Raw genomic sequence first — 20,866 nt, 5'->3', positions numbered from 1 at the left:
CTGGGACATTTTCGTTACACTGCGCCCCGTTTTCCCAAGGAGCCCGCACCCGCATGGACACACAGCCCAAGCCCTGGATCAACTGCTACCTGGTTCAAGACAAGTCCTCTCATGAGGGGTCTGGGGGTGGGTTCACTGTGGTCAAATTTTTCCATCTTGCAGTGGAAAATCGTTCTCCGGCTTTCCTGCAAAAGGTAAGCGCCCACTATCGATTAATGAAAGGTGATGAATGCTTTCAGGAGGACGACTTATTCGCCGAAAATATCGCGCCAGGGGCAACCGTCATATCCGAGACCTTCATCCGGGATAGCACCGTATTTGACCGAATAGAATGGGTGGGCGACATCTCAGTGCAAGCGGATCAAGAGGTTCCCCTAAGCTGGATCACCTTCAAGACCACTACAACACGGACTTTCAAGCCAGGCTGCTTGATCACCGTCCTGCTAGGACTGTTCGCGGTACTCGCATACATCCTGCTTCAGGGTTAGAACCATGCGGGCCCGGCTCAGGCTCAGATAAAGTTGACGTGTGCGGGGGGATGCTGGAGGTCCCACAAGTAGCGGTTGACTTCATCCATCCGGCAGTTCTGACGGCACTCAGAGATGTTGAGTTCGTGGCGGACGTGATGGAAGCTCCGCTGCCTGACCTCGCCCTCCCAGATCTCAGTGAAACTCTTCTCATTGATATTGCCGTAGCAGAAGCGGGGATCTTCCAGATAGGCACTGCAGCCGTAGACGTCCCCGCTCGCCATCACGTAGGCCCAGAAGAAGGGGGTGGCTTGGCAGACCGAATAATGCCGGTCCCCTTCCAGCAGTTTTTCCATGGTCCGGCGGCGGAAAATCACCTTAAATCGGTTGTCCTCCAGCGCGATCAGCTCGTTCTCCATGGGGAAAATCCTGCTGTAGTCGAAGTCCTTGTAGTCTTTCTCCATCGTGCCGGGACTCAGAAGGTGCTGGGAGTAGGGCTTGATCACCACGTAATCAGCCCCGGCATCTTTGGCCCTCAATGCCAGCGTGACGGCCTCGTGCTGATTCTCCGGAAGCAGGACCATCTGCACCCCGATCGTACAGGCATAGCGGTTGGCTTGCTTGACTTCGGCGGCCTTGGCCAGGTTCCGAAACACGCGGTCGAAGTCATCCGCCTTGGTCTGGTGGATCGCCGCATAAGTCTCTCTGGTGCCAGCGTTGACACTGGCCTTGATCCAGGTGACGGAACCCAGCGCCTCCTGGATCAGGTGCTCGTTGAGCGCCACCGCGTTGGTGGTCAGCGACACGTCGATCCCCACCTTTTTCGTGTGCACGATGATCTCGCCGATGTGCCGGTGCAGGAGTGGCTCTCCCTCGCCTGCATACATGATGCTCTTCACGCCGCGTTCGGCCATCTCGGCGACTCGCCGTTTCAGCAAATCCTTTTCCAAACTTCGGGTCTTGTAACCAATGTAATCCACCGCACAGAAGGTACAGCGGTGGTTACAGGCTCCGGCCGTCGCGATTTCGACATACAAAGGGTAAACCGACTTGGCCTTTTCCCATTCATCCCCGGCCGCTTTCCATTGAGCAATGCGGTCGGGATGGTACATCAGCTTATGAGAATCAATGCGGTACAGGTCCATGATCGCTTCCGGGAAATGTGATAGAGATAGCCGCCGCCTTAGTGAAGCCACGGTCGACAGCCCTGAGGGCGGTCAGCCTACAGCCTAAAGCCTCGTCAATGCAAGCTCAATCTTGCCACGTGGAGGCGCTACCCCCCAGGCCCCAGGCATAGGATACGTTTGCAGCGAGCGAGGACGCCCGCAACCAAACGCCCACGACCCGTCGTCCGATACCATCCATTCTCTTCGATCAGGTACCCGGCCTGTACCATACGGGCCAGCCGGCGACCCAGCATCCAATCATGCCGATACCGCCCGGTTAACTCCTCCAGGGTGAGCCCCTTCTCTGGGCTTACGGACAACTCGATCATTGTCCTGGCCCCCACGGAACTTTCAGCCATGTAAATGAACTGGGCATACCCCATGAACAGAAAGAAATACAGGAGCACCCCACAAGTAAAGGTCAGTCCGTCCGATGCTGCGACGAAAGGCGCCGGCCATAAGGCACTATCGTCTGGCAGCGCGGCGTACAGCCCAGCATACACCGCCAGTCCTGCAATCCAGATGGTAACAAGCACCGTCGCGCGACGGGTTACTTTGATTGAATGAAACACCGCCACCTGGACGATGAAATAGACCGCAAACGCCAGCAAGCCCGCGACCAGCCCCCGCATTACCCACCTTCTCCCAGCTGCAGGAAGCGCTTTACAAAGGCGAACATCGCGGCCGCTGATTGCCCCTTGGCGGTATTGCAAAATCTGCCTTCTTTGACAACGATGCGGCCGATTTCCAGCATTTCTCCGAGCCGGCGCCGCAACACCGTCTCCATTGAATAGCGCGCCACAATATCTGGCCGGCGGAGCCGACGCTCGGGCGACTGTTCGATTTCAATCATGATGCGGCCAGAAAATCCCCGATCCACGAGGAAGTAGAACATGCAGTAGCCGATAAACAGGAAGCCGTATACCAACGTCCCATTGAGCAGATCGACGCCCCAACCGGCACCCGTGGAGGAGGCCGACAAGAACCCCAGATCCGACGGGGTCATCCTATGAAACGCGATCATGCCCACACCGATCGCTGCAGCCAGTCGCACCATAGCCACGAACCGTCGTTCTGGCATAAACCAGCGAAACAGGGCGGCATGGGCCACCAAAAAGATCAGGAACCCGCCCGATGCCAGGAACAGTCCCTTCAACATCAGCGAGCCGTCTTGACGTCTGGCCGTGTCATTGCAAGCAGGCCGGTCCAGCTTACGGAGCGGTCAGCCAGGAGACATCCAAGACCGACCCCGTTGATCGCCAGCCAATGGCTCCCATGGAGAAGCGTAGCATATACGGCCGCTCTGGTTGGATCGGCGCCGGCCACCAGCGCCAAGGCAGCCACGCAGAAGCCGTGAAACGTACCTACGAACCCTGGCGCTGAGGGAATGGCCACGCCGAACAACACGATCACCCAGACCAGAATCGCTTGCACAGCGGTGAGCGGCAAGGCCACGCCCCTCCCCATCGCATAAAAAGACGCGATGGACAGGCTCCAGACGAGGACAGACAGGACAATGACCATTAGCCACTGCCTTCCGCCTTGGAGGACACAGAGCCCATCCAGGAAGTGCCGCCCCTGCTCCACCGCGCGCAGAACCCAGGGACGACCGCTTTTGCGGGCCCAAGCTTCACCGGCCGATATGAACTGCTCCCGTCGGTAGATCACCAGAACGAACCCCGCCGCAAGAATGACCACCCCGGCCAGCACCACCATACCGGCACGCCCGAGCAGATCGGCTGTCCCGCTGCCCAAAGCCGGAGAGAACATGAGACCGAGTCCGAGTAGAAGCAGCGCCGTCACCACATCCGCCAACCGTTCAATAAAGACGCTGGCCAGAACGCTGGAGGTACTCGTCCGCTCCCGGCGCGCCAGGACCCAAGCTCGCACAATCTCGCCCAAGCGGGCCGGCAGAAGGTTGTTGGCCATCATGCCCACAAACGTCGCTGACACCAACGACCAGTATCCGATGATGCGTTCCTCGCTGAGCAAGTAACGCCACCGCATGCCGCGGAGGACCAGACTGGAAAGAGCCACCAGAATGCTGACCGCCACCCAGCCACCACCGACCTGGGCAATATCGCCGGCCATCGCGGAGAAATCTACTCCACGGAACGCATACCACAAGCAAATTGCGCTGATGAGAACACCGGGAAGCAGATGAAGGAGCGTCCGTCGAGACATGAAGCTGCCAATCAATGATCGTTCACGTGCTGCGCGGTGGGCACTACTTCAGCAGCGCCGTAATAAACTTGTACAAAGGCACCGGCTCCACCGCCGACCGGTTGCCCACGATGCGCACCGCCAGTGCGCCCACGGCGTTGCCGATAAATCCAACCAAGTCCATTGGCATACCGGTAGCCACGCAGGGCGCCGCCACCGACAAATAGGCATCCCCAGCGCCCACCCGATCCACGATCTTGCTAGAAAAAACCGGTATCTCGAAAAACCCATCCTCGGCCGCATAGCTCATGCAGCCCAGATGTCCCCGGGTAACCACGGCCCGCCGACTCCTCAGCTTCGATGCCGTGCCCGTGATGAGGTTGCGAAGATCGTTCACACGGTCATGGCAGGCCAGACGCATTTCCGGCTCGTCAATGCAGATGAAGTCGGCGCGCGGGTACTTGGTGATCAGATTGTAGCCGGCGTTGGCACTGTTGGTCTGGGTGTTGACGGCTAAAAAACGGGCCTCAGCGCTGAGCGAGTTGATGATCTCCGGACCCATCAGGCCGTGGCCATAGTCGGCCACGAGAACCAGGTCATACTCACCAATCACACTCTTGAGATAGGAGCAAATCTGCCGTTCGATATGAGGCGGAATCGCACTGTCGTCAAGAAAACAGACTTCAAACATCTTGGACAGGAATGTATGGTCCAGGTAGCGACGCTTCACGATCGTGGAGGAATCGTCGCGGTGGAAAAATTGAGCCGTCACGTTGGGCTTGAGATGGGTGCGCACGAATTCCTCGTGGGAATCCTTGGATCCAAGGCAGGTTACCAGGTGCACATCCTCACAGAAGCCGGCAATGTGGTTGGCGCAGGCCAGGACCCCGCCTGCGAATACCTCATCTCGCAGATACTTGGTAGTCACCAACAGTTCCTTGGGCGACTTGCCCATGGCCTGGCAGTAATGATACTCATCGATGATCGCCTCGCCGATCACCAACACCTTTAGCTTGCGGAGGGTGTCGAGCTGCTTGATGACCTCTCCCGCCGAGTACCGCTGTCGGAACCCCTTGAGAAACGCCTGCGCATCGTCGGGATAGACGTCGAAATGGCTGTTGAGCAGTTCGGTGGAGCTGAAGGTGATTTCGTTGGTGAAATGAATGCGTCCGCCACCGGCCTTGACCGCCGCCTCCTCGTGCGCGATCATGCCAGTGACGTCGCTCTCCGGCGCGGCATACTCACCGCCCTTGACGTAGACGGTCGGTTTGAGCAACTTGATTACTTCCACCGCACTGGGCCACCGGTTGACCGCTACGAAATCCACGGCCTGGAGCGCCGCCACGGATTCCGCCCGTAGCCGCTGGTTGAAGACGGGCCGGCCTGGTCCCTTGTTCACAAACCCGTCCTGGGTGATCGTCACGACCAGCACGTCGCCTTCCCGTTTGGCCGCCTCGAAGTGCCGGATGTGGCCCGGGTGAATCAGGTCGAACACGCCGTGGCAGTGCACAATCGTCTTTCCATGTTGGCGAAGCCTCGTGAGGATGTCCGCCAATTCCTCCAGTTCCTTGACCTTGTTCGTCACGTCCAGCGCTTTCATGACCCCCCCGCTGTCTGGTGCATGCCTACTTGCCCAGATACTGGAACCATTCCTTGGTCGCGCCGGCAATGGCCTCCGGCGTCCAGACCGGCGCCATCCGCCAGTCGTCGATGGCAGTCAGCAACCGCGCGACCCCCTCCTCGAACGTTACCTCAGGTTTCCATTGCAACTGTCGACGGATCTTGGCAGTGTCGGCAAAGGTGCAGTCCGGTTCCCCGGGACGTTTCGGAATGTGACTCACCGAGCCGCCGAGCAGTTCGACCAGTCGGTTCACGCTGTAGGTCCCGCCGGACCCTACGTTGAAGATTTCCTGCTGCACGTCCGACTCGGCCGCGGCCAGAAACGCCTTCGCCACGTCGGTCACGAACGTAAAGTCCCGGGTTTGCGTGCCGTCTCCCACAACCGTAAAGGGTTTGCCGTTCAGCTTCTGTGCCAGGAACACGCCGAAGACCGCCCCGTAGGTCCCCGACGTGCGGGAGCGCGGGCCATACACGTTGAACAGCCGCAAGGAGACCACGGGGAGCTGATACACCTGTCCCCAGTGCAACGCGATGCGCTCTCCCAGGGCCTTCGTCAGTGCATAGGGATACTGGGGGCGGAGTTCCGCGGTCTCCGGGGTCGGAAAGGCATCGGGAATTCCGTAGCAGGAGGAGGACGCCGTGTAGAGGAAGCGCTTGACACCGGCAAGACGCGCAGCCTCCACCACCGAGACCGTGCCGTCCACGTTCGCTCGGTGATACTCCAGCGGCCGTTGAATCGACGGGACGATGTCGGCCAGGGCCGCCAGATGGAATACCCAGTCCACCCCGTCAAAGTGCGGGCGAATCGCCTCCGCATCCCCCACGTCCACCCGGTGGAACGACAACCCGGCGCTGCCCTTCAGATGGGCGAGGTTTTCCAGACGGCCGGTGGACAAGTTGTCCAGCACGATGACCTGATGCCCGCGCTGCAGCAGCAGTTCCGCGAGATGGCTTCCGATAAAGCCGGCCCCGCCGGTTACAATGACGTTCACGATCCCACCCCGCTCCCTTGATGTGTTCCGATCCGCGCCGCTTGTCCAGCGCCGGTTCGATCGCACGACTTACGCCCGTCCGACCCTTCCCCCTGCAGCGATCATGCGCGCCACCAGACGATCCACTACGGCCGGGGCGATCAGATTGAGCATCAAAAACAGCTTCCGGCGGACCGGCTGGACGATCACTTCCGCGCGGGGCCGCCTGATCAAGTCCACAAGCCGCTCTGCCACGCGTTCCGCCGACTCTACCGGACCGACCAACCCGCGGTGATGCTCGGTGCGCCGGCGCGCCGCGGAAAAAAACTCGGTCCGGGTCGCGCCAGGACAAAACAAACTCACTCGGATGCCGCTCCCTAGCAGCTCCGTGCGCAATGACTCGGTCAGCCCCACCACGGCAAACTTCGAGGCGCAGTAGGCGCCCAGGTAGGGCGAACCGCGGCGGCCGGCCGTGGACGCGACATTAATGATATGGCCGGATCCTTGGTGCCGCATCACAGGCAATGCGGCGCGAATGCCATGAAACGTCCCTTTCAAATTGATGGCCAAGATCCGGTCGAGGTCCTCAGCCGTCGTCTGTTCGACCGTGGCGAAGAATCCGACCCCGGCATTGTTCACCAAAACGTCCATCCGCCCGTATAGATCAGCGCAGCCACGAACAGCGGCCTCCATCGCCCCGGGGACCGTCACATCGCAAGGGAACATTTCCGCGGCACCCCCGCACGCCCTGACTTCCTCCACGACCGCCGCAAGCCGGTCCGTTCGGCGGGCAACTAACGCGAGCCGAGCACCGGCGTTCGCCAATGCCAACGCCGTCATTCGCCCGATACCGCTGGATGATCCCGTAATGAGCACCGCCTTGCTTTGGAGCGTGCCTGGTGTCACGTAATACCCACAGCGCAAAGATTTGCAACAGCTCCGCCGCAACATGGGCTCGAACGAGTGAGCCCTCAGTGAGCCCTCATTGTCGGGCCCTGGGACGCGGAGCTTCAGCCCGGCGAGTCAGGTTGGGAGCATCCCTCCATCGCCAGGCAACTTTTTTGGTTAAAAAGGCCACGTCTCCAAGCGTGCGCGGGCCCAACGTACAAATATCAATGGGGCGAATCGGGGTCCGATGCCCAGGAAGGCCAAAGGAATCAGCAAGAGCCGGCCGCCGACATACCACCAGCGCCAATCACGCAGCCGGGTGGGAATCCAGACAAAAGAGAGAGGCTCACGCCGCAACAAGGCCCGGACCTGTAACAGTTGCAGTCGATTCGACACGCACAGCAGAGTCTGGATACCCTTCTGCCTGGCCGCCGAAGCCACGTTCTGCGCCTCCTGAACCGTATCCAGTGAAAGCGTTGAAGACGACAGATCCCCGGAGCAGATGACGACTTCGGAATCGACCCCGCGGTCGAGTAGCTTCCCTCTGATGATCCGTTCGACCGACTCGGGATAGCGCGCCGTGCTGCTCCCATAGAGCCAGATAGGGAGCCCCCACTGACGGTGGAGCTGGACGACTGTTTCAATTCTCTCGTCGGCTTCGGCGGTGTCCGGATAATGACAGAGCAGCCAGATCGCTGCGTGCGTTCCAGCCGGTAAACATCCCAGGGCTGCATCAGCACGTACGATATCGTGACAACTAGCTTCAGCGGTCTGCGATAGGGAGGGGAGCATCGGGCGGCTATATCGGCATGACATCGGCGGCATCAATCTCCACCGCTGCCGCCTGCTTGATGAGGTGAACGGACAAGACCAAGCGATACCGTTTATCTTTCCGAAGCAGCACGCCCCGCACCCCCTCAAGCGGGCCACGGATGACCTCGACGGACATCCCCTCCCGCAGATAGGGGTGTGCGTCATACGGCAGCGCACTGTCCATGAGGGACTTCAGTGAGTTGATTTCCCCATCAGGGATCGGCTGCGGCTGTATCCCGCTACCCACGATGCTTATAACGCCGGGAACGGTGAGGATTGGAAGGCGCTCCTGCCAGGAGAAGCGTGCGAAACAGTAACCGGCAAACAAAGGGACTTCTATGGTTTTCTTGCGATCCTTCCACTGGCTTACCCGCATGAGCGTCGGTAGTAATGGCTCGCCCCCTTGCTTTATGAGCCGATCTCGAACGAGCTTTTCATGTCGTGATCGCGTCCGGAGTGCATACCACTGCGGGCGATCCCCGGTCTCAGGCACAGCTTCGCCCTCTCACTTACAGTAAGGAAAAAATCCGGCAACTCCGTTTCTCCGCTCAAAAAGCGGAGAATACACGCTCCACTGCCTAGGCCTGACCGACAGACAACCCCTCGTCAACGAAGGGCTTGAATTAACTGTGCCACGACTACCGCATGGCCATAGGCCACGGGAATCGACCTTACCTGGTGGCCTGAGGTGAACGACTCGCTCCCTGAGGAATCACACGACCGTCTGCTGGCCTGCGGCGTGGGAAAACGCGGGGGATGGCTATCTCTTCGGGTGCCTCGTTGTTGTGCAATTATCAGCAAGCTCTTGGTGAATTTCGATCTTATCGCCGGGCCAACGCAGCCCCCGCTCATTCAACAAGAGGCGACAAGCGAGCAGCTTTCCACGGACAAGGGAATTGGAACCCAATAAGCAGACTTTCTTTTCGCATTTTTCTGAAGAATAGTCAAGAGATTGGATAACTTCATCGACGATACCGGTCCAAGGTTTTTACCGGTATTTTTTGGGTCTATCCACAGCCCATTAGCCCATCATTGGGGGCATGAGGCATGCCCCCTAACTAACCAGAGGAAGAGGATTATTTCAAAAACGGAGGGTGACCATGGTCCAGACAGTACAAGGGAACCGGAGCCAGGGCCTTGGTACCAGGCACCACCTCTGTCCCTCCGTCGGCGGCAGGTCTGAACAGGTCGAGGGCCTGGCTGTAGTGATAGGCGCAGCCGCTTGGGGCCAGTTTGGCCTTGAGGTCACTCGGCGACTCCCAGTTGGCGGTCAGGAGGGCCGTGCGGGCCGGGTTCCGCCGGCTGAACATGAAGGACAGATGGTCCGGGTACCAGTCGGCCCCCCCGGTCGCATAGGAGACGAACAAACGGGCCTTGGCCGCGGCGGCGAGATCCGCCAGGTATCCGTTGGTCAGGTAGCCGTTTTCCCCCACCTCCAGCCACCGCCCCGGATGGGAGAGACAGGCATGGGCTGCATAAGACCGGAGCTCCAGCAGCTGTTGCTGGGAAGCACAGAGGGTGGCGATCGGCCCGTATTTCCTGACCAGCCCGTCGATCACCCCCTCTTTCAGCGCCGATCGGCCGTTGTTCGTCGGCCCGCTATCCACGTGGATGAGCGTGTTTCGCCCCCGATCCGCGATCAGGTAGCAATTACGGGGCATCTCCAAGTCACAGGGGTCTTCCCCAAAAAAAGGCACGGAGACAACGGCGCCCCCCTCAAAATTCCAGGCTTCTCCATGTGCCAGTTCGATCACCTGGGTAAAGCCCAGCTCCCGCAGCAACGCCAGATAATCGAAATACAGAGTCCGGCGGTTCCGCCGGCTGGGAATGACGATCGGGATGTCTTTGGGAAGGTGCAGGAGGGTGCGCGGGTCCACATGGTCGTCATGATCGTGCGAGAGAAAGACCGCGGCGGGCCGAGGCAGCAGCGAGGTCCAGAGGGAGGGGACTGGAGACTCGGCAAACCAGGGCATCAACCAGGGATCGAAGAGCAGGAACTGCTCTTGCGTCCGATAGAGCAGGGCCGCATGGCCCAGATGGAGCAAATCCCGATCGCCCGTCGCAGCCAGCCACTGGTCCCGCACCGTCGCCTTGTCCGTCACAGCGAGGCAATCCTGAGCCTTGAGCGCTTCCAGAAGCCTCGTTAAATGCCGCTCCACATCTCGCCCTGACGCGGTCACCACTGTCTTCACCTCGGCGACCCGATAGCTGCCGTCCAGAAAGCCAAGCAGTTTGCCGATCATCGGCGCGATGGGCCGGTCGAACGGGATCGGCATGGCTTGCCGCTTGACCGCATTAAAGACGCGCAAGCCCGTATAGGTCATCGTCGCGGACTTGGTTGGGTCCAGAGGAAACTCCCATTGGAACGTTCCGGCCGGCCGACGTCCGCAACGGATGTGGGCGCTCAGGTGCGGGCGCGAGGCGACGAGTTCCGCATAGGCATCCTCCAGTCTCACCCGCAGGGAGGGATCATCCAGCGGAGCCCGACGGGAAAACACATCGCTGATCGCGGTTTCGATCGCACTCAGCAGCAGGCTATGGGCTTCCTGCAAGCTGGCGACGACCTCCGGCGCCACCCCCCCGATAAAGGGAAAGGGCCCGGGGGGCTCCGCACTTTCCAGTTGGACCCAAGCCCAGGGCGCCAGGCCGAGATATTGGTCGCTACGCAGGCTGTTCCAGAAGTTACTCATCGTCCCCGCTTGGCAAACTCCTGATGCCTAGTTGTCCCGATCTTTCACGCCGGGTCCGCCCGCGCTGATCGTCGGTTCATAGAGGATCTGGACCGTATTCCCATCCGGATCGGCGATGTAACAAGAATAGCTCCCATCGCGGTGGCGCCGAGGGCGATGGACGATCGGGATGCCGTCTTGCTCCACGCGCTGGAACAGACGGTCGACCGTCTCCGGACAGTCCACGACGATCCCGAGATGGTCCAGGAGCTGGCCGTGCGACGCGTGGTATTGGGACAACTCCCCCGGCGGAATTTGATGCAAGGCCAGGTTATCGCGTCCGGAACTTAAATAGAGGTTGTCCGGATCAGGCGCCCAGACGACGTTCATCCCGAACAGCCCCTCATAGAAGGCCCGTGAGCGAGACAGGTCTTTCACCCGCAAAGCCAGATGCCAGAGTCCTTTGACGCCCGACGCCCCCATGCACAGCCCCTCCGCTGCCTTTTCAGAATGGCTCAACGAAACTCATAGTAGGCGTGGGGGCTCGAGCAGGTCAATCCGAAATTTGCCTTATGCCGTCCCCCTGTCCAAGCCGTTGGACAGGGCTCACGCTCGACTGTCGATTCAGGCAAGAGGCTGTGATACCATCATCCCGATTCTCGAGGACCGCTAACAAGAGGAGTGCCATGTCATCCACGAAGCAGGCAGTCACACTAGCTGTCATCGTTTGTGCGCTCGGCCTCGGTGGCCAGGCATCGGCCGAACCCCCGACATCAGTTCCCCCGTCGAGCGAAGTCACCAAGGGCGCCGACCTCGTCGGCAAGGACGGAGCCCCGATGGTCCCGGTGCCGGCCGGCTCGTTCCCCATGGGCGTGCCCAAGGGCGACCGGGACGGAGGACGGGACGAGTATCCCCGCCATGAGATCTACCTGGATAAGTATTATATCGACAAGTTCGAGGTGACCAACGGGCGGTACCTGGAGTTTATCAAGGCCACGGGCCACCGTCCACCTCAGCATCCTCAGAACCCGAAGCGAAACCTGTGGCAAGGATCGCTGATGCCGGAATCGGTGAGCGACCGGCCGGTGATCAACGTGGACTGGTACGACGCGGAGGCCTATTGCAAATGGGCCGGGAAGCGGCTCCCCACCGAAGCCGAATGGGAGAAGGCAGCCCACGGGACCGAGTCGAGCCGCTTTCCCTGGGGCAACGTCGAGCCCACCCACAAGCATCTGAACTTCAACCAGCGCTGGCAGGGGGAAAAGACCCTCATGCCGGTCGGCAGCTACGAGGCCGGCAAGAGCCCCTTCGGCGCCTACGATATGGCCGGAAATGTCTGGGAATGGGTCGCCGACTGGTATGACCCCGCCTATTATGAAAAGAGCCCTCCGCGCAATCCCCATGGTCCAGAGAGCGGAACACACAAAGTGCTCCGGAGTTCCGGCTGGCAAGTCGAGACCCCGCTGGTTCGGATCTTCACGCGCGTGAAAAGCGATCCGCTGATCCGCAACGAATCGACCGGCTTCCGCTGCGCGGCCGACGCCCCGGCAAAGTAATGGGTCCCTCCGGCTTCAACGGCCTGCGCGTCGCGGCCTTCGAAAGCCGGATGGCCGAAGAGATGTCCCGCTTGATCAGCCGCTACGGCGGACAGCCGTTGATCGCACCGGCCTTGCGGGAGATCCCGTTGCAACACAATCCGGAAGCCCTCGCGTTCGGCGAACAGCTGCTCGCCGGCGCCTGCGACATGGTGATCCTGCTCACCGGCGCCGGCACCAACACATTGTTCGAGGTGCTGCAAACCCGCTACCCCCAGGACCGGATTCTCGCCGCCTGCGCACGTCTCAGCCTGGTGGCCAGAGGTCCCAAACCGGTCGCTGCCCTCAAAGCCCTCGGGCTCACGCCCACGATCACCGTGCCGGAGCCGAACACCTGGCGAGACCTGCTGCACGCCCTCGATGCAGACCGGCCCTTGCACGGCCTCCGGATCGCGGTCCAGGAATACGGAGTGTCGAACGGAGAGCTATTGCAGGGGTTGCGGGAACGGGGAGCTGAGGTGACGCGAGTCCCGGTCTATCGCTGGGCCCTGCCGGAGGATGTCGGGCCTTTGCGGGAAGCCTTACAGCGCATCCAAACCGGCCAGGTTGACGTGCTGCTGATCACCAACGCAGCACAGGTGGAGCATGTGATGCAACTGCTGACGCAAGAGGGACACGCGCAGCTGTTCCGGCACGCTCTGGACCGGATGGTCGTGGCGTCCATCGGCCCCACCGCCAGCGAGCGGCTGCGCGCTCACGGATGGCCTGTGGATGTGGAACCCTCCCACCCCAAGATGGGCATCCTGGTCAAAGAAAGCAGCGAACGGGCCCAGGCGCTGCTTGCACGGAAACGGTCAGCGTAATCCCGCCGGTTGCGCAACAGACGGTGCGTTGATTCCATGAGGATGCTCAAAATGGCCAACCAACAAGGCCGCAGGGCAGTTCGACCCCCGAGGAGGTACATACCAAGCTTCGCTTGAGCCGCTCGCTTCGATCATATGCGAGCGGATAGTCACTTTGCCTCTAGCCTTGCCGTCCGTCGAGGGGGACGAGCAACCGAGAACGAGGTTGGGGGCCATTATCGGCATCCTATTTCGCGCAACGGAAGCCCAGCCAATTCATCTTGGTGTTGGGATCTGTCCCGTTTCGCTGGGCCACGCGCACGCTGGGAGTGCTGTCGATCCAGCCTCCGCCACGGAAACTCTTCTGCGTCCCCTTCTCCGGACCTTTCGGATTTCGATCGGGTGCCGTCTTGTAATAGTCCTTGTCGTACCAGTCGGCCACCCATTCAGCCACGTTGCCCGACATTTGAAAGACGCCGTAGGGGCTGGCCCCATTATCATACTTGTCCACCGAAATGATCGGCGGATAGAGCAAGAGCCGCTCCGGGCGATCCCGGACCGGCCCGGACAGTCCCGTCCGGCCGAAATTCGAGCGGCTCAAGCCGGCCGCCTGATTCCCCCAGGGATAGATCCGCCCATCTTCGCCCCGCGCCGCTTTCTCCCATTCGGCTTCGGTGGGGAGCCGCTTCCCGGCCCATTTGCAATAGGCCTCGGCATCGAACCAGGAGACATGCATGACCGGGTGATTGGCCATGGTGTCCTGGAAATTGCCCCCATCGTAACGCCAATCGATCAACGGCGACCGGCCCATGGCCAGCACGAATTTCAGGAACTGCACCGTCGTGACTTCGTACTTGTCAATGTCGAAGGCATCCAGAAACACCTTGCGTTGCGGCATCTCGGTCAGATAGGCATACCGGTCCTCTTTTTTGTTGCTGCCCATCAAAAACCAGCCTTCCGGCACCGATACCATCTCATCCTTGGCCGGCAATTTTGCCCGCTCAGCGGCAAGGGCCTTGCCTGCCGGCGTCCATTCGACCGTGATGTCCGCCACGTCGACCCCTTCCCCACGGACGAGCCCGCCCCCACAGAGCATCGCGACCAGCAATCCAATGATGGCAACCCTCTTCTTGTTCATGATAGCGTCTTTCCATTCCTCCCTGACAATCACGACCACGTCACATCGTCGGCTTCACATCGTCCTTCTTGACCGGCTCATCGAACTGTTCCAGCGGCTGAAAATTCACCGGCAACTGAAACAGATAATCCGTCACCTTGCGCAGCTTCACGTTCTTGTATTCCACGGTCCAACTGCCGTCCTTCCGCGCCAGCTTCAACGGAAACCGGATATCGGTGGCCAGCCATTGATAGTAGGCGACATCCTGGCTTCCCTGCCGGACCGTCACTTGATACAAGGTCGTGGGGTGCCCGTCCAGGGTTTCCGTTCCGATCTCTTCTCGCGCGATCTCTCCCTCCAGCCGCTCCGCGACTTTGGGCGCCTGTTCGGGATCATACGGAAGCGTCTTGAAATGCTTCATGCGCGAGAGCAGGAGCCACATGACCTGTTTGTCTTTGCGCACGATCGTGACGTTCACCGGCCCCAGCTCATGATGCTCCAGCCGCCACATGCTGTCCCGGTAGTAGATGTTCGCCTTCCGGCTATGGCCGTTGACCCTGGTGTACTGGTCCGCCGTAAATTCCAGGGCCAGAGCAGGCGCTTCGCTCGTGACCCAGGAAGCCACGAGAACGATCAAAACAAGCGTGCGCGTCATCACAACAGACCTTACCATAGCAAGGGAGGCCATTCTATCTCTGACTGTGCCGGCACCCTTCGAGCCGGTGAGACGACCGGGACTCCGATTCAAACCGCCGCCGAGTGGGTACCGCAAGAGGTGCGGGAGCAGGGGCTCAGCCGACCGCCGTCACTTCGCCTTGATACATTCGATATCCAGCTTGATGAAGACCTCATCACCCACGACCAGCCCGCCGTTATCCAGCTGCTTGCTCCAGTTCATCCCGAACTCCTTGCGGTGCAGCTTGCCTTCCGCCGTGAAGCCCGCGCGGGTGTTGCCCCAGGGGTCCTTGGCCACCCCATTGAACTTCCCCACCAGCGTGATCTCCTTGGTCACGCCCAGCAAGGTCAGCTCGCCCACGGCCTGGTAGTCCTCGCCGGTCTTGCGGTAGGACTTCAGCTTGTAGGTCATCGTGGGAAACTTCTCCGCGTTGAAGAAGTCTGGTCCCCGCAGGTGCGCATCCCGCTTCTCGTGGTTCGTATTGACCGAGGCCGTCTTGATCGTCGCGTCGATCGTCTTGACCGTAAGGGCCTCCGGGTCCATCTCGATGAACCCGCTGTAGTCCATGAACCGCCCCGTGGTCTTGGAGACCACCATGTGCGCCACCCGAAACTCGATCGCACTATGGTCCCGATCCACGTCGTACCGGGCCGTCTCGGCCAGAGCCGACTGCCCCAGCCCGAGCACCAGGCCCAGCATCAGCCCCAGGGCCGCCTGCCAGCCGGCCTTGTTTCGTCGCCTGCGCCTCATGGATTCCTCCTTGCCTTGCTAGGATCACCGTCAACGCTGGAAAGGCGACAGACTACCCGGCTTGGGTCGGAGGGTCAAGAGCATGGCACGCATGGAAGGGCTGTGCGATAATGAGCCCGGGAGTTTACCGTGAAAGCGCTCGTCAAAACCAAGCCGGAGCCGGGCCTGACTCTGATGGAGGTTCCCGATCCCCGCCCCGGGCCGGCCGAGGTGCTGATCCGGGTGAAGGCCACCAGCCTCTGCGGAACCGACGCGCACGTCTACCGCTGGGATGAATGGGCGCGGGGGCGCATCCACCCGCCCCGCATCCTCGGCCACGAAGTCTGCGGCGAGGTGGTGGAGCTGGGCGCCGGCGTCTCGTCGGTCCGCGTCGGAGACTATGTCGCGGCCGAATCCCACATCACCTGCGGCCAATGCTTCCAGTGCCGGACCGGCCAGGCCCATGTGTGCCGGATCTACCGCCTGCTGGGCATCGATGTGGACGGCTCCTATGCGGAGTATGTCGTGCTCCCCGAACGGGTCCTCTGGAAAACCTCCCCGGACATTCCCCCGGAATTGGCCTGCGTGCAGGAGCCCCTGGGGAATGCGGTCTATGCGGCCCTGGTCGAGGACTTGTCCGGCCGTACGGTCCTGATCAGCGGATGCGGCCCCACCGGTCTGTTCGCCACGGCCGTGGCCCGCGTCTCCGGCGCCGCCACGATCATCGCGACCGATATCAGCGAATACCGGCTGGGGCTCGCCAAGCAGGTGGGAGCCGACCATGTGCTGAATGCGAGGACCGACCGGCCCGAAGTCATCGCCGGCGCGATGCTGGACCTCACGGGCGGGGATGGGGTGGACTGTGCGCTCGAGATGTCCGGCGATCCGGGCGCGTTGCACCAGGCGTTCCGATCCGTGAAAAACGGAGGCCGCGTGACCCTCTTCGGCATTCCCACCGGACCGGTCTGTTTCGACCTGCCCAACGAGATCATTTTCAAAGGGATTCGCGTCTACGGCGTGACCGGCCGGCGGCTGTTCAACACCTGGTATCGGTTAGCCGGGCTGTTCAAGGCGGGGCTGAACATCCGGCCGGTGATCACACATCGACTGCCGCTGGCCGACTTCGCGCAAGGGTTCGACCTGATCCAGTCGGGGCAATGCGGCAAAGTGGTGCTGTTCCCGTAACCGGACGTGAAGCATGAGGCGTGACACGTGAGGAAACGATCTCGCCGCTCCTCGCCCCGCCCCCCCTTCACACCTTACCCTGTACGACTCACGGCTGCGGCGGCGCGTCCAGCACCTCACGCACCTTGCGCACCAGCGTTTCCGGCGAAAAGGGTTTGTGCAAAAAGTTCGTCCCCGGGTCGAGCACGCCTTGATGGACAATGGCGTTGTCCGTGTAGCCCGACATGTAGAGGACTTTCAGCGCCGGGCGCTGCGGCGCCAGCCGATCCGCCAGCACCCGCCCGCTCATTTCCGGCATCACCACATCCGTGAGCAACAGATGGATCGGCCCTTGGTGCTGGTGGCTGACCACTAACGCCTCGGATCCGTGGCGGGCCTCCAGCACCTGGAAACCCGCCTCCTCCAACGCCTCACGCGCCAAGGCGCGGACCGACGCCTCGTCCTCGACCAACAGGATCAACTCCGCGCCACCGACCGATGCCGCATGAGCGGCCGCGGCAAGCGGGGACCGCTCCATAATGTCCATGACCCGGGGCAGGTACACCTTGAATGTCGTCCCCCGCTCCACCTCGCTGTAGATCCAGACCGTCCCGCCGCTTTGCTTGATGATCCCATAGATGGTGGACAGCCCCAACCCGGTGCCCTTCCCCTTTTCCTTGGTCGTGAAGAAGGGTTCGAAGAGACGCGCCTGGGTCGTTTCGTCCATCCCGTGTCCCGTATCGCTGATCGCCAGCATCACATAGGGGCCCGGTTCCACAGCCATGTGCCGACTCGCATAGGCTTGGTCCAGTTCGACGTTGGCCGTTTCGATGGTCAACTTGCCGCCCTCCGGCATCGCGTCGCGCGCATTGACGGCCAAATTCATGATCACCTGATCGACCTGCCCTGGATCGGCCTTCACGCGGCCCACGCCCGCGCCGAGGACGGTCACCAGGTTGATCTGTTCGCCGAGCAACCGGCGGAGCATGGAGTCCATGGCGGACACGCTCTCGTTCAGGTTCAGCACTTTGGGCTCCAGCATCTGCCGCCGGCTGAACGCCAGCAATTGGTAGGTCAAGGAAGCGGCCCGTTCGCTGGCCCGCTGGATCTCCTGCGGATAGCGCCGCAGCGGATCGTCCGGACTCAGGCGGCGCAGCAGAAACGAACTGCACCCGTTGATCACGGTCAAGAGGTTGTTGAAGTCGTGGGCCACGCCGCCCGCCAGACGCCCCACGGCATCCATCTTTTGCGAGTGGCGGAGCTGTTCTTCCAAGCGCATCCGCTCGACGGATTGGCCGATCTTGAGCCCCACGTCCTGCATCATGTTCAGCAAGGCCTCGTCCGGGTGCCGGACCTCCTGACTGAAGAACTCCAGCACCCCCAGGATCATATCGCCATGCCGGATCGGAAAGCCGAAGGCCCCGTGCACCCCCTCTTGTTTCGCAATCGGCGCTCGGGGAAAGTTGTCGTCCCTGGTAACGTCCAGAGTCCAGACCGGTTCCCCGCTCGCCCAGACCCGGCCGGGCAGCCCCACTCCCGGCGCGAAGGTCATCTGGCTGGTGACCGTCTCGAATTCTCCCCGTCTCGTGGAGGCTCCACGCCAGATGTCCAGGCAGCGCAACACGTTGGCGCGCGAGTCCACGATCCAGAACGCCCCCATATCCCAGCCCAAGCTCTCGCCGATCGCCTGCAGGACCTGCGTGCCTGCCTCATTCAGGGTGGGGGACTCGGCAAGAGCCCGCGTCACTTCGTACTGGGCGGCCAGGCAGCGCTCCCCGCGCTTGCGCTCGGTCACGTCACGGAGAATGCCGCTGAAGAAGGTCTTCGAGCCGGCGGTCCACATGCCCAGCGAACATTCCAGGGGAAACTCCCGGCCGTCTTTCCGCAATCCATAGGCCTCCAAGGTAGTCCCGATCAGGCGCGATTCGCCGACCGCCCGCATGCGCTCCAGCCCCCGACGGTGGGGCTCCCGGTAGCGTTCCGGCATCAGGATCGTCAGGGGACGTCCGACCACCTCCTCCTCGGCATAATCGAAGAGGCGCTGCGCCGCCGGGGTCCATGAGAGAATGCACCCCTCCCCGTCCGCGATGATGACCGCATCGGCGGCCGACTCCGCCACCGAGCGGAACCGCAGACCGGATTCGCGGATCTGATCGACAAGCGCCGCTTCTTCGATCGCGGCGCCGGCCATGGCCGCCAGTGCGCCGACCACTTCGGCGTCGATCTCCGTGAACTCGGCCGCCCCCTGCTTCTCCGTCAGATAGAGGCTCCCGAACAGCCGGCCGTGGGCGCGGATCGGGACGCCCAAGAACGACCGCATGGACGGGTGGTGCGGAGGAAACCCGCTGAAGGCATGATGCTGCGTGAGATCGCGGAGCCGGATGGGGCCCTCCACGTCCGCCAACGCGCCCAAGAGGCCGCGCCCCTCGGGACGCCCGCCGATCGCCCGCTCGGTGGCCTCGTCCATTCCCACCGTGAGGAAGTCGTCGAGGCCTACGCCGCCCTCGCCGAAGACGCCGAGCGCGCCGTACCGGGCCGCGGTCAACTGCGCCGCGGATTCCACGACCACGCGCAAGAGTCGGCGTCGGTCCGTTGTGATGGTCACGCGCTGCGCGACCTCCACCAGCTTCAACAGCGCCTCGGTCCGCTGCCGCACCAGCGTCTCCGCTTGCTTCCGCTGGGTCACATCGCGGAACACCAGCACTACGCCGGTGATCGTCCCGTCGGCATTGCGGATCGGCGCCCCGCTGTCGTCAATCGGATGTTCCGCCCCATGCTTGGCGATCAGCACGGTGTGGTTCGCAAGCCCCACGATCGTCCCTTCGCGGAGCACTTTGGTGACGGGACTCTCGACCGGATGCCTGGTGGATTCATTGACGATGACGAAGACCGTGTCCAGATTCTTCCCCGACGCCTCCTCCTGACTCCACCCGGTCAGCCCCTGCGCCACGGGATTCATGAAGACCACCAGGCCTTGCGCATCGGTCACGACCACCGCGTCGCCGATGCTGGCCAGGATCGTAGCGAGCCGCTGCCCCCGTTCTTCCGCCGTGCTCCATTCGGCCCGCAGGCGCCCGGTCATCCAGATCAGAAACCCGAGCATCGGCAGCCACACCACGGCCCCGCCCAACCCCAATTTCAAGAGGACGGACCGGATCGGGGCCAGAATGTCGGCCCGGTCCGCTCGCACCAAAATCCCCCACCGAAAGCCGGGAAATTCTCCGTGTCCGTCGGTCCGCGCAAAGCCGGTCACGACCGGCACATGCCGGCGCAGGTGCTCCTCCTCGACATAGCCGGACCCGGTCGCTTGACTCAACAATGCGGACGACAGGCCTTCCCGTCTCAGATTGACCCGTCCTTCCTCCCGCAGCAGAGAATCGGCGATCACCGTGCCGTCGCGGCTGATGAACTGCCATTCGACCTTGCCGACCCCGCCTCGCTGAGACTGGAAATCGGTGACCGTCCGAGCGAACACTTCCTCCAATTCGGAAAGCCCGACACGCACGCTCATCACGCCGAGCCACTGTCCCCTTGAGTCGACAATAGGGGCCGAGAATCCCACGCTCGGGCTTCTGCTGTCCTCCCCGGTTTGCTGCACATCCTGCATGAAGACGGCCTTGCCGTCACGGACCGCCTGAAACCAACGCTCTGCGCTCCGGTCGAGGCCCACATCGGCCGGGTTGGTGGCCGCCACCAACCGGCCTCGGCGATCAGCGACACCGATCCACCGATACACCAGATGCAATTCCTTCATCCTGTTGAGGTGCAGCGCCAGCGTTGTCGGATCTTGCATATGCGGAGCAACAGCCGCGGCCGCGACCTGGACATCGGCATACCGCTCGAACAGGACCTGATCGAGTTTGTCTGCAATATCGGTCGCGGCCAAAGCTAAGCTCTGGCCAGTCGCCGCCACGAGGCGCGTTTCGATGTAGCGCAGAGCCAGGGCGCCGATCCCTAGCGCAAACACCGTCATCGCGGCGATGAGCAGGGGCACTCGCCGGTAGGAAGATCGTGCAACGGATGGCTGCATGGACGTTGTCCTCTCC

Annotated in this window: 19 protein-coding genes; 4 read left to right on the top strand and 15 right to left on the bottom strand. The window is 61.8% G+C overall.

Going from position 1 to position 20,866, the window contains the following annotated elements; genetic code table 11:
- Nucleotides 1-53 precede the first annotated feature (53 nt).
- Nucleotides 54-488 carry a hypothetical protein gene (locus EPO61_00835; GenBank protein TAJ10856.1) on the top strand — a complete coding sequence of 145 codons (435 nt, stop codon included), beginning with the start codon at nt 54-56 and terminating at the stop codon, nt 486-488.
- Between the two features lie 23 nt (nt 489-511).
- On the opposite strand, the gene EPO61_00830 is transcribed toward EPO61_00835, so the two are convergent.
- The 11 genes from EPO61_00830 to EPO61_00780 all read right to left on the bottom strand — a co-directional run bounded on the left by EPO61_00830 (nt 512) and on the right by EPO61_00780 (nt 11,240).
- The gene (locus EPO61_00830; protein TAJ10984.1) at nt 512-1,615 is read right to left on the bottom strand and encodes a radical SAM protein; all 1,104 of its coding nucleotides are present in this window, start codon (nt 1,613-1,615) and stop codon (nt 512-514) included.
- Nucleotides 1,616-1,740: 125 nt separating this feature from the next.
- Nucleotides 1,741-2,265, bottom strand: coding sequence for a hypothetical protein (locus EPO61_00825; GenBank protein TAJ10855.1), 525 nt, complete (start codon nt 2,263-2,265; stop codon nt 1,741-1,743).
- On the bottom strand, nt 2,265-2,792 hold the full coding sequence (locus EPO61_00820) for a hypothetical protein (protein ID TAJ10854.1): 528 nt from the start codon (nt 2,790-2,792) through the stop codon (nt 2,265-2,267). Before EPO61_00820 ends, EPO61_00825 begins: the two co-directional genes overlap by 1 nt.
- Complete coding sequence (locus tag EPO61_00815) at nt 2,792-3,817, bottom strand: flippase-like domain-containing protein (protein TAJ10853.1); 1,026 nt, start codon at nt 3,815-3,817, stop codon at nt 2,792-2,794. Before EPO61_00815 ends, EPO61_00820 begins: the two co-directional genes overlap by 1 nt.
- A gap of 43 nt (nt 3,818-3,860) precedes the next feature.
- Complete coding sequence (locus EPO61_00810) at nt 3,861-5,396, bottom strand: cytidyltransferase (protein TAJ10852.1); 1,536 nt, start codon at nt 5,394-5,396, stop codon at nt 3,861-3,863.
- 25 nt (nt 5,397-5,421) lie between these two features.
- Entirely contained in the window at nt 5,422-6,408 is a 987-nt protein-coding gene (locus tag EPO61_00805; protein ID TAJ10851.1) for an SDR family oxidoreductase, read from the bottom strand.
- Between the two features lie 69 nt (nt 6,409-6,477).
- Nucleotides 6,478-7,338, bottom strand: a complete 861-nt coding sequence (locus EPO61_00800) for an SDR family NAD(P)-dependent oxidoreductase (GenBank protein ID TAJ10850.1) — start codon at nt 7,336-7,338, stop codon at nt 6,478-6,480.
- Between the two features lie 114 nt (nt 7,339-7,452).
- On the bottom strand, nt 7,453-8,067 hold the full coding sequence (locus EPO61_00795; GenBank protein TAJ10849.1) for a hypothetical protein: 615 nt from the start codon (nt 8,065-8,067) through the stop codon (nt 7,453-7,455).
- 7 nt (nt 8,068-8,074) lie between these two features.
- Nucleotides 8,075-8,581, bottom strand: coding sequence for a UpxY family transcription antiterminator (locus EPO61_00790; GenBank protein TAJ10848.1), 507 nt, complete (start codon nt 8,579-8,581; stop codon nt 8,075-8,077).
- Nucleotides 8,582-9,164: 583 nt separating this feature from the next.
- Nucleotides 9,165-10,778, bottom strand: a complete 1,614-nt coding sequence (locus tag EPO61_00785; GenBank protein TAJ10847.1) for an MBL fold metallo-hydrolase — start codon at nt 10,776-10,778, stop codon at nt 9,165-9,167.
- Nucleotides 10,779-10,805: 27 nt separating this feature from the next.
- On the bottom strand, nt 10,806-11,240 hold the full coding sequence (locus EPO61_00780; GenBank protein ID TAJ10846.1) for a VOC family protein: 435 nt from the start codon (nt 11,238-11,240) through the stop codon (nt 10,806-10,808).
- Between the two features lie 89 nt (nt 11,241-11,329).
- Here EPO61_00780 and EPO61_00775 point away from each other — a divergent pair, with 89 nt between their 5' ends.
- The gene (locus EPO61_00775; GenBank protein ID TAJ10845.1) at nt 11,330-12,313 is read left to right on the top strand and encodes a formylglycine-generating enzyme family protein; all 984 of its coding nucleotides are present in this window, start codon (nt 11,330-11,332) and stop codon (nt 12,311-12,313) included.
- Between the two features lie 62 nt (nt 12,314-12,375).
- Nucleotides 12,376-13,155, top strand: coding sequence for a uroporphyrinogen-III synthase (locus EPO61_00770; protein TAJ10983.1), 780 nt, complete (start codon nt 12,376-12,378; stop codon nt 13,153-13,155).
- Nucleotides 13,156-13,381: 226 nt separating this feature from the next.
- On the opposite strand, the gene EPO61_00765 is transcribed toward EPO61_00770, so the two are convergent.
- From EPO61_00765 to EPO61_00755, 3 genes are all read right to left on the bottom strand, one after another.
- Nucleotides 13,382-14,230 carry a formylglycine-generating enzyme family protein gene (locus EPO61_00765; protein ID TAJ10982.1) on the bottom strand — a complete coding sequence of 283 codons (849 nt, stop codon included), beginning with the start codon at nt 14,228-14,230 and terminating at the stop codon, nt 13,382-13,384.
- Nucleotides 14,231-14,312: 82 nt separating this feature from the next.
- Nucleotides 14,313-14,906: a hypothetical protein gene (locus tag EPO61_00760; protein TAJ10844.1), complete on the bottom strand. Its 594-nt coding sequence runs from the start codon at nt 14,904-14,906 to the stop codon at nt 14,313-14,315.
- A 150-nt stretch (nt 14,907-15,056) separates the two neighbouring features.
- Nucleotides 15,057-15,626 carry a polyisoprenoid-binding protein gene (locus EPO61_00755; protein TAJ10981.1) on the bottom strand — a complete coding sequence of 190 codons (570 nt, stop codon included), beginning with the start codon at nt 15,624-15,626 and terminating at the stop codon, nt 15,057-15,059.
- Nucleotides 15,627-15,806: 180 nt separating this feature from the next.
- On the opposite strand from EPO61_00755, the gene EPO61_00750 reads away from it, so the two are divergent.
- Nucleotides 15,807-16,841 carry an L-threonine 3-dehydrogenase gene (locus tag EPO61_00750; GenBank protein TAJ10843.1) on the top strand — a complete coding sequence of 345 codons (1,035 nt, stop codon included), beginning with the start codon at nt 15,807-15,809 and terminating at the stop codon, nt 16,839-16,841.
- Between the two features lie 88 nt (nt 16,842-16,929).
- Here the strand turns inward: EPO61_00750 and EPO61_00745 are convergent, their stop codons facing one another.
- Entirely contained in the window at nt 16,930-20,850 is a 3,921-nt protein-coding gene (locus EPO61_00745) for a PAS domain S-box protein (protein ID TAJ10842.1), read from the bottom strand.
- Nucleotides 20,851-20,866 lie beyond the last annotated feature (16 nt).

The organism is Nitrospirota bacterium, from assembly GCA_004296885.1.
Lineage (GTDB): Bacteria > Nitrospirota > Nitrospiria > Nitrospirales > Nitrospiraceae > SYGV01.
Note: the sequence above shows the minus strand (reverse complement) of the source record. Positions and strands in the feature narration are given on the sequence as shown.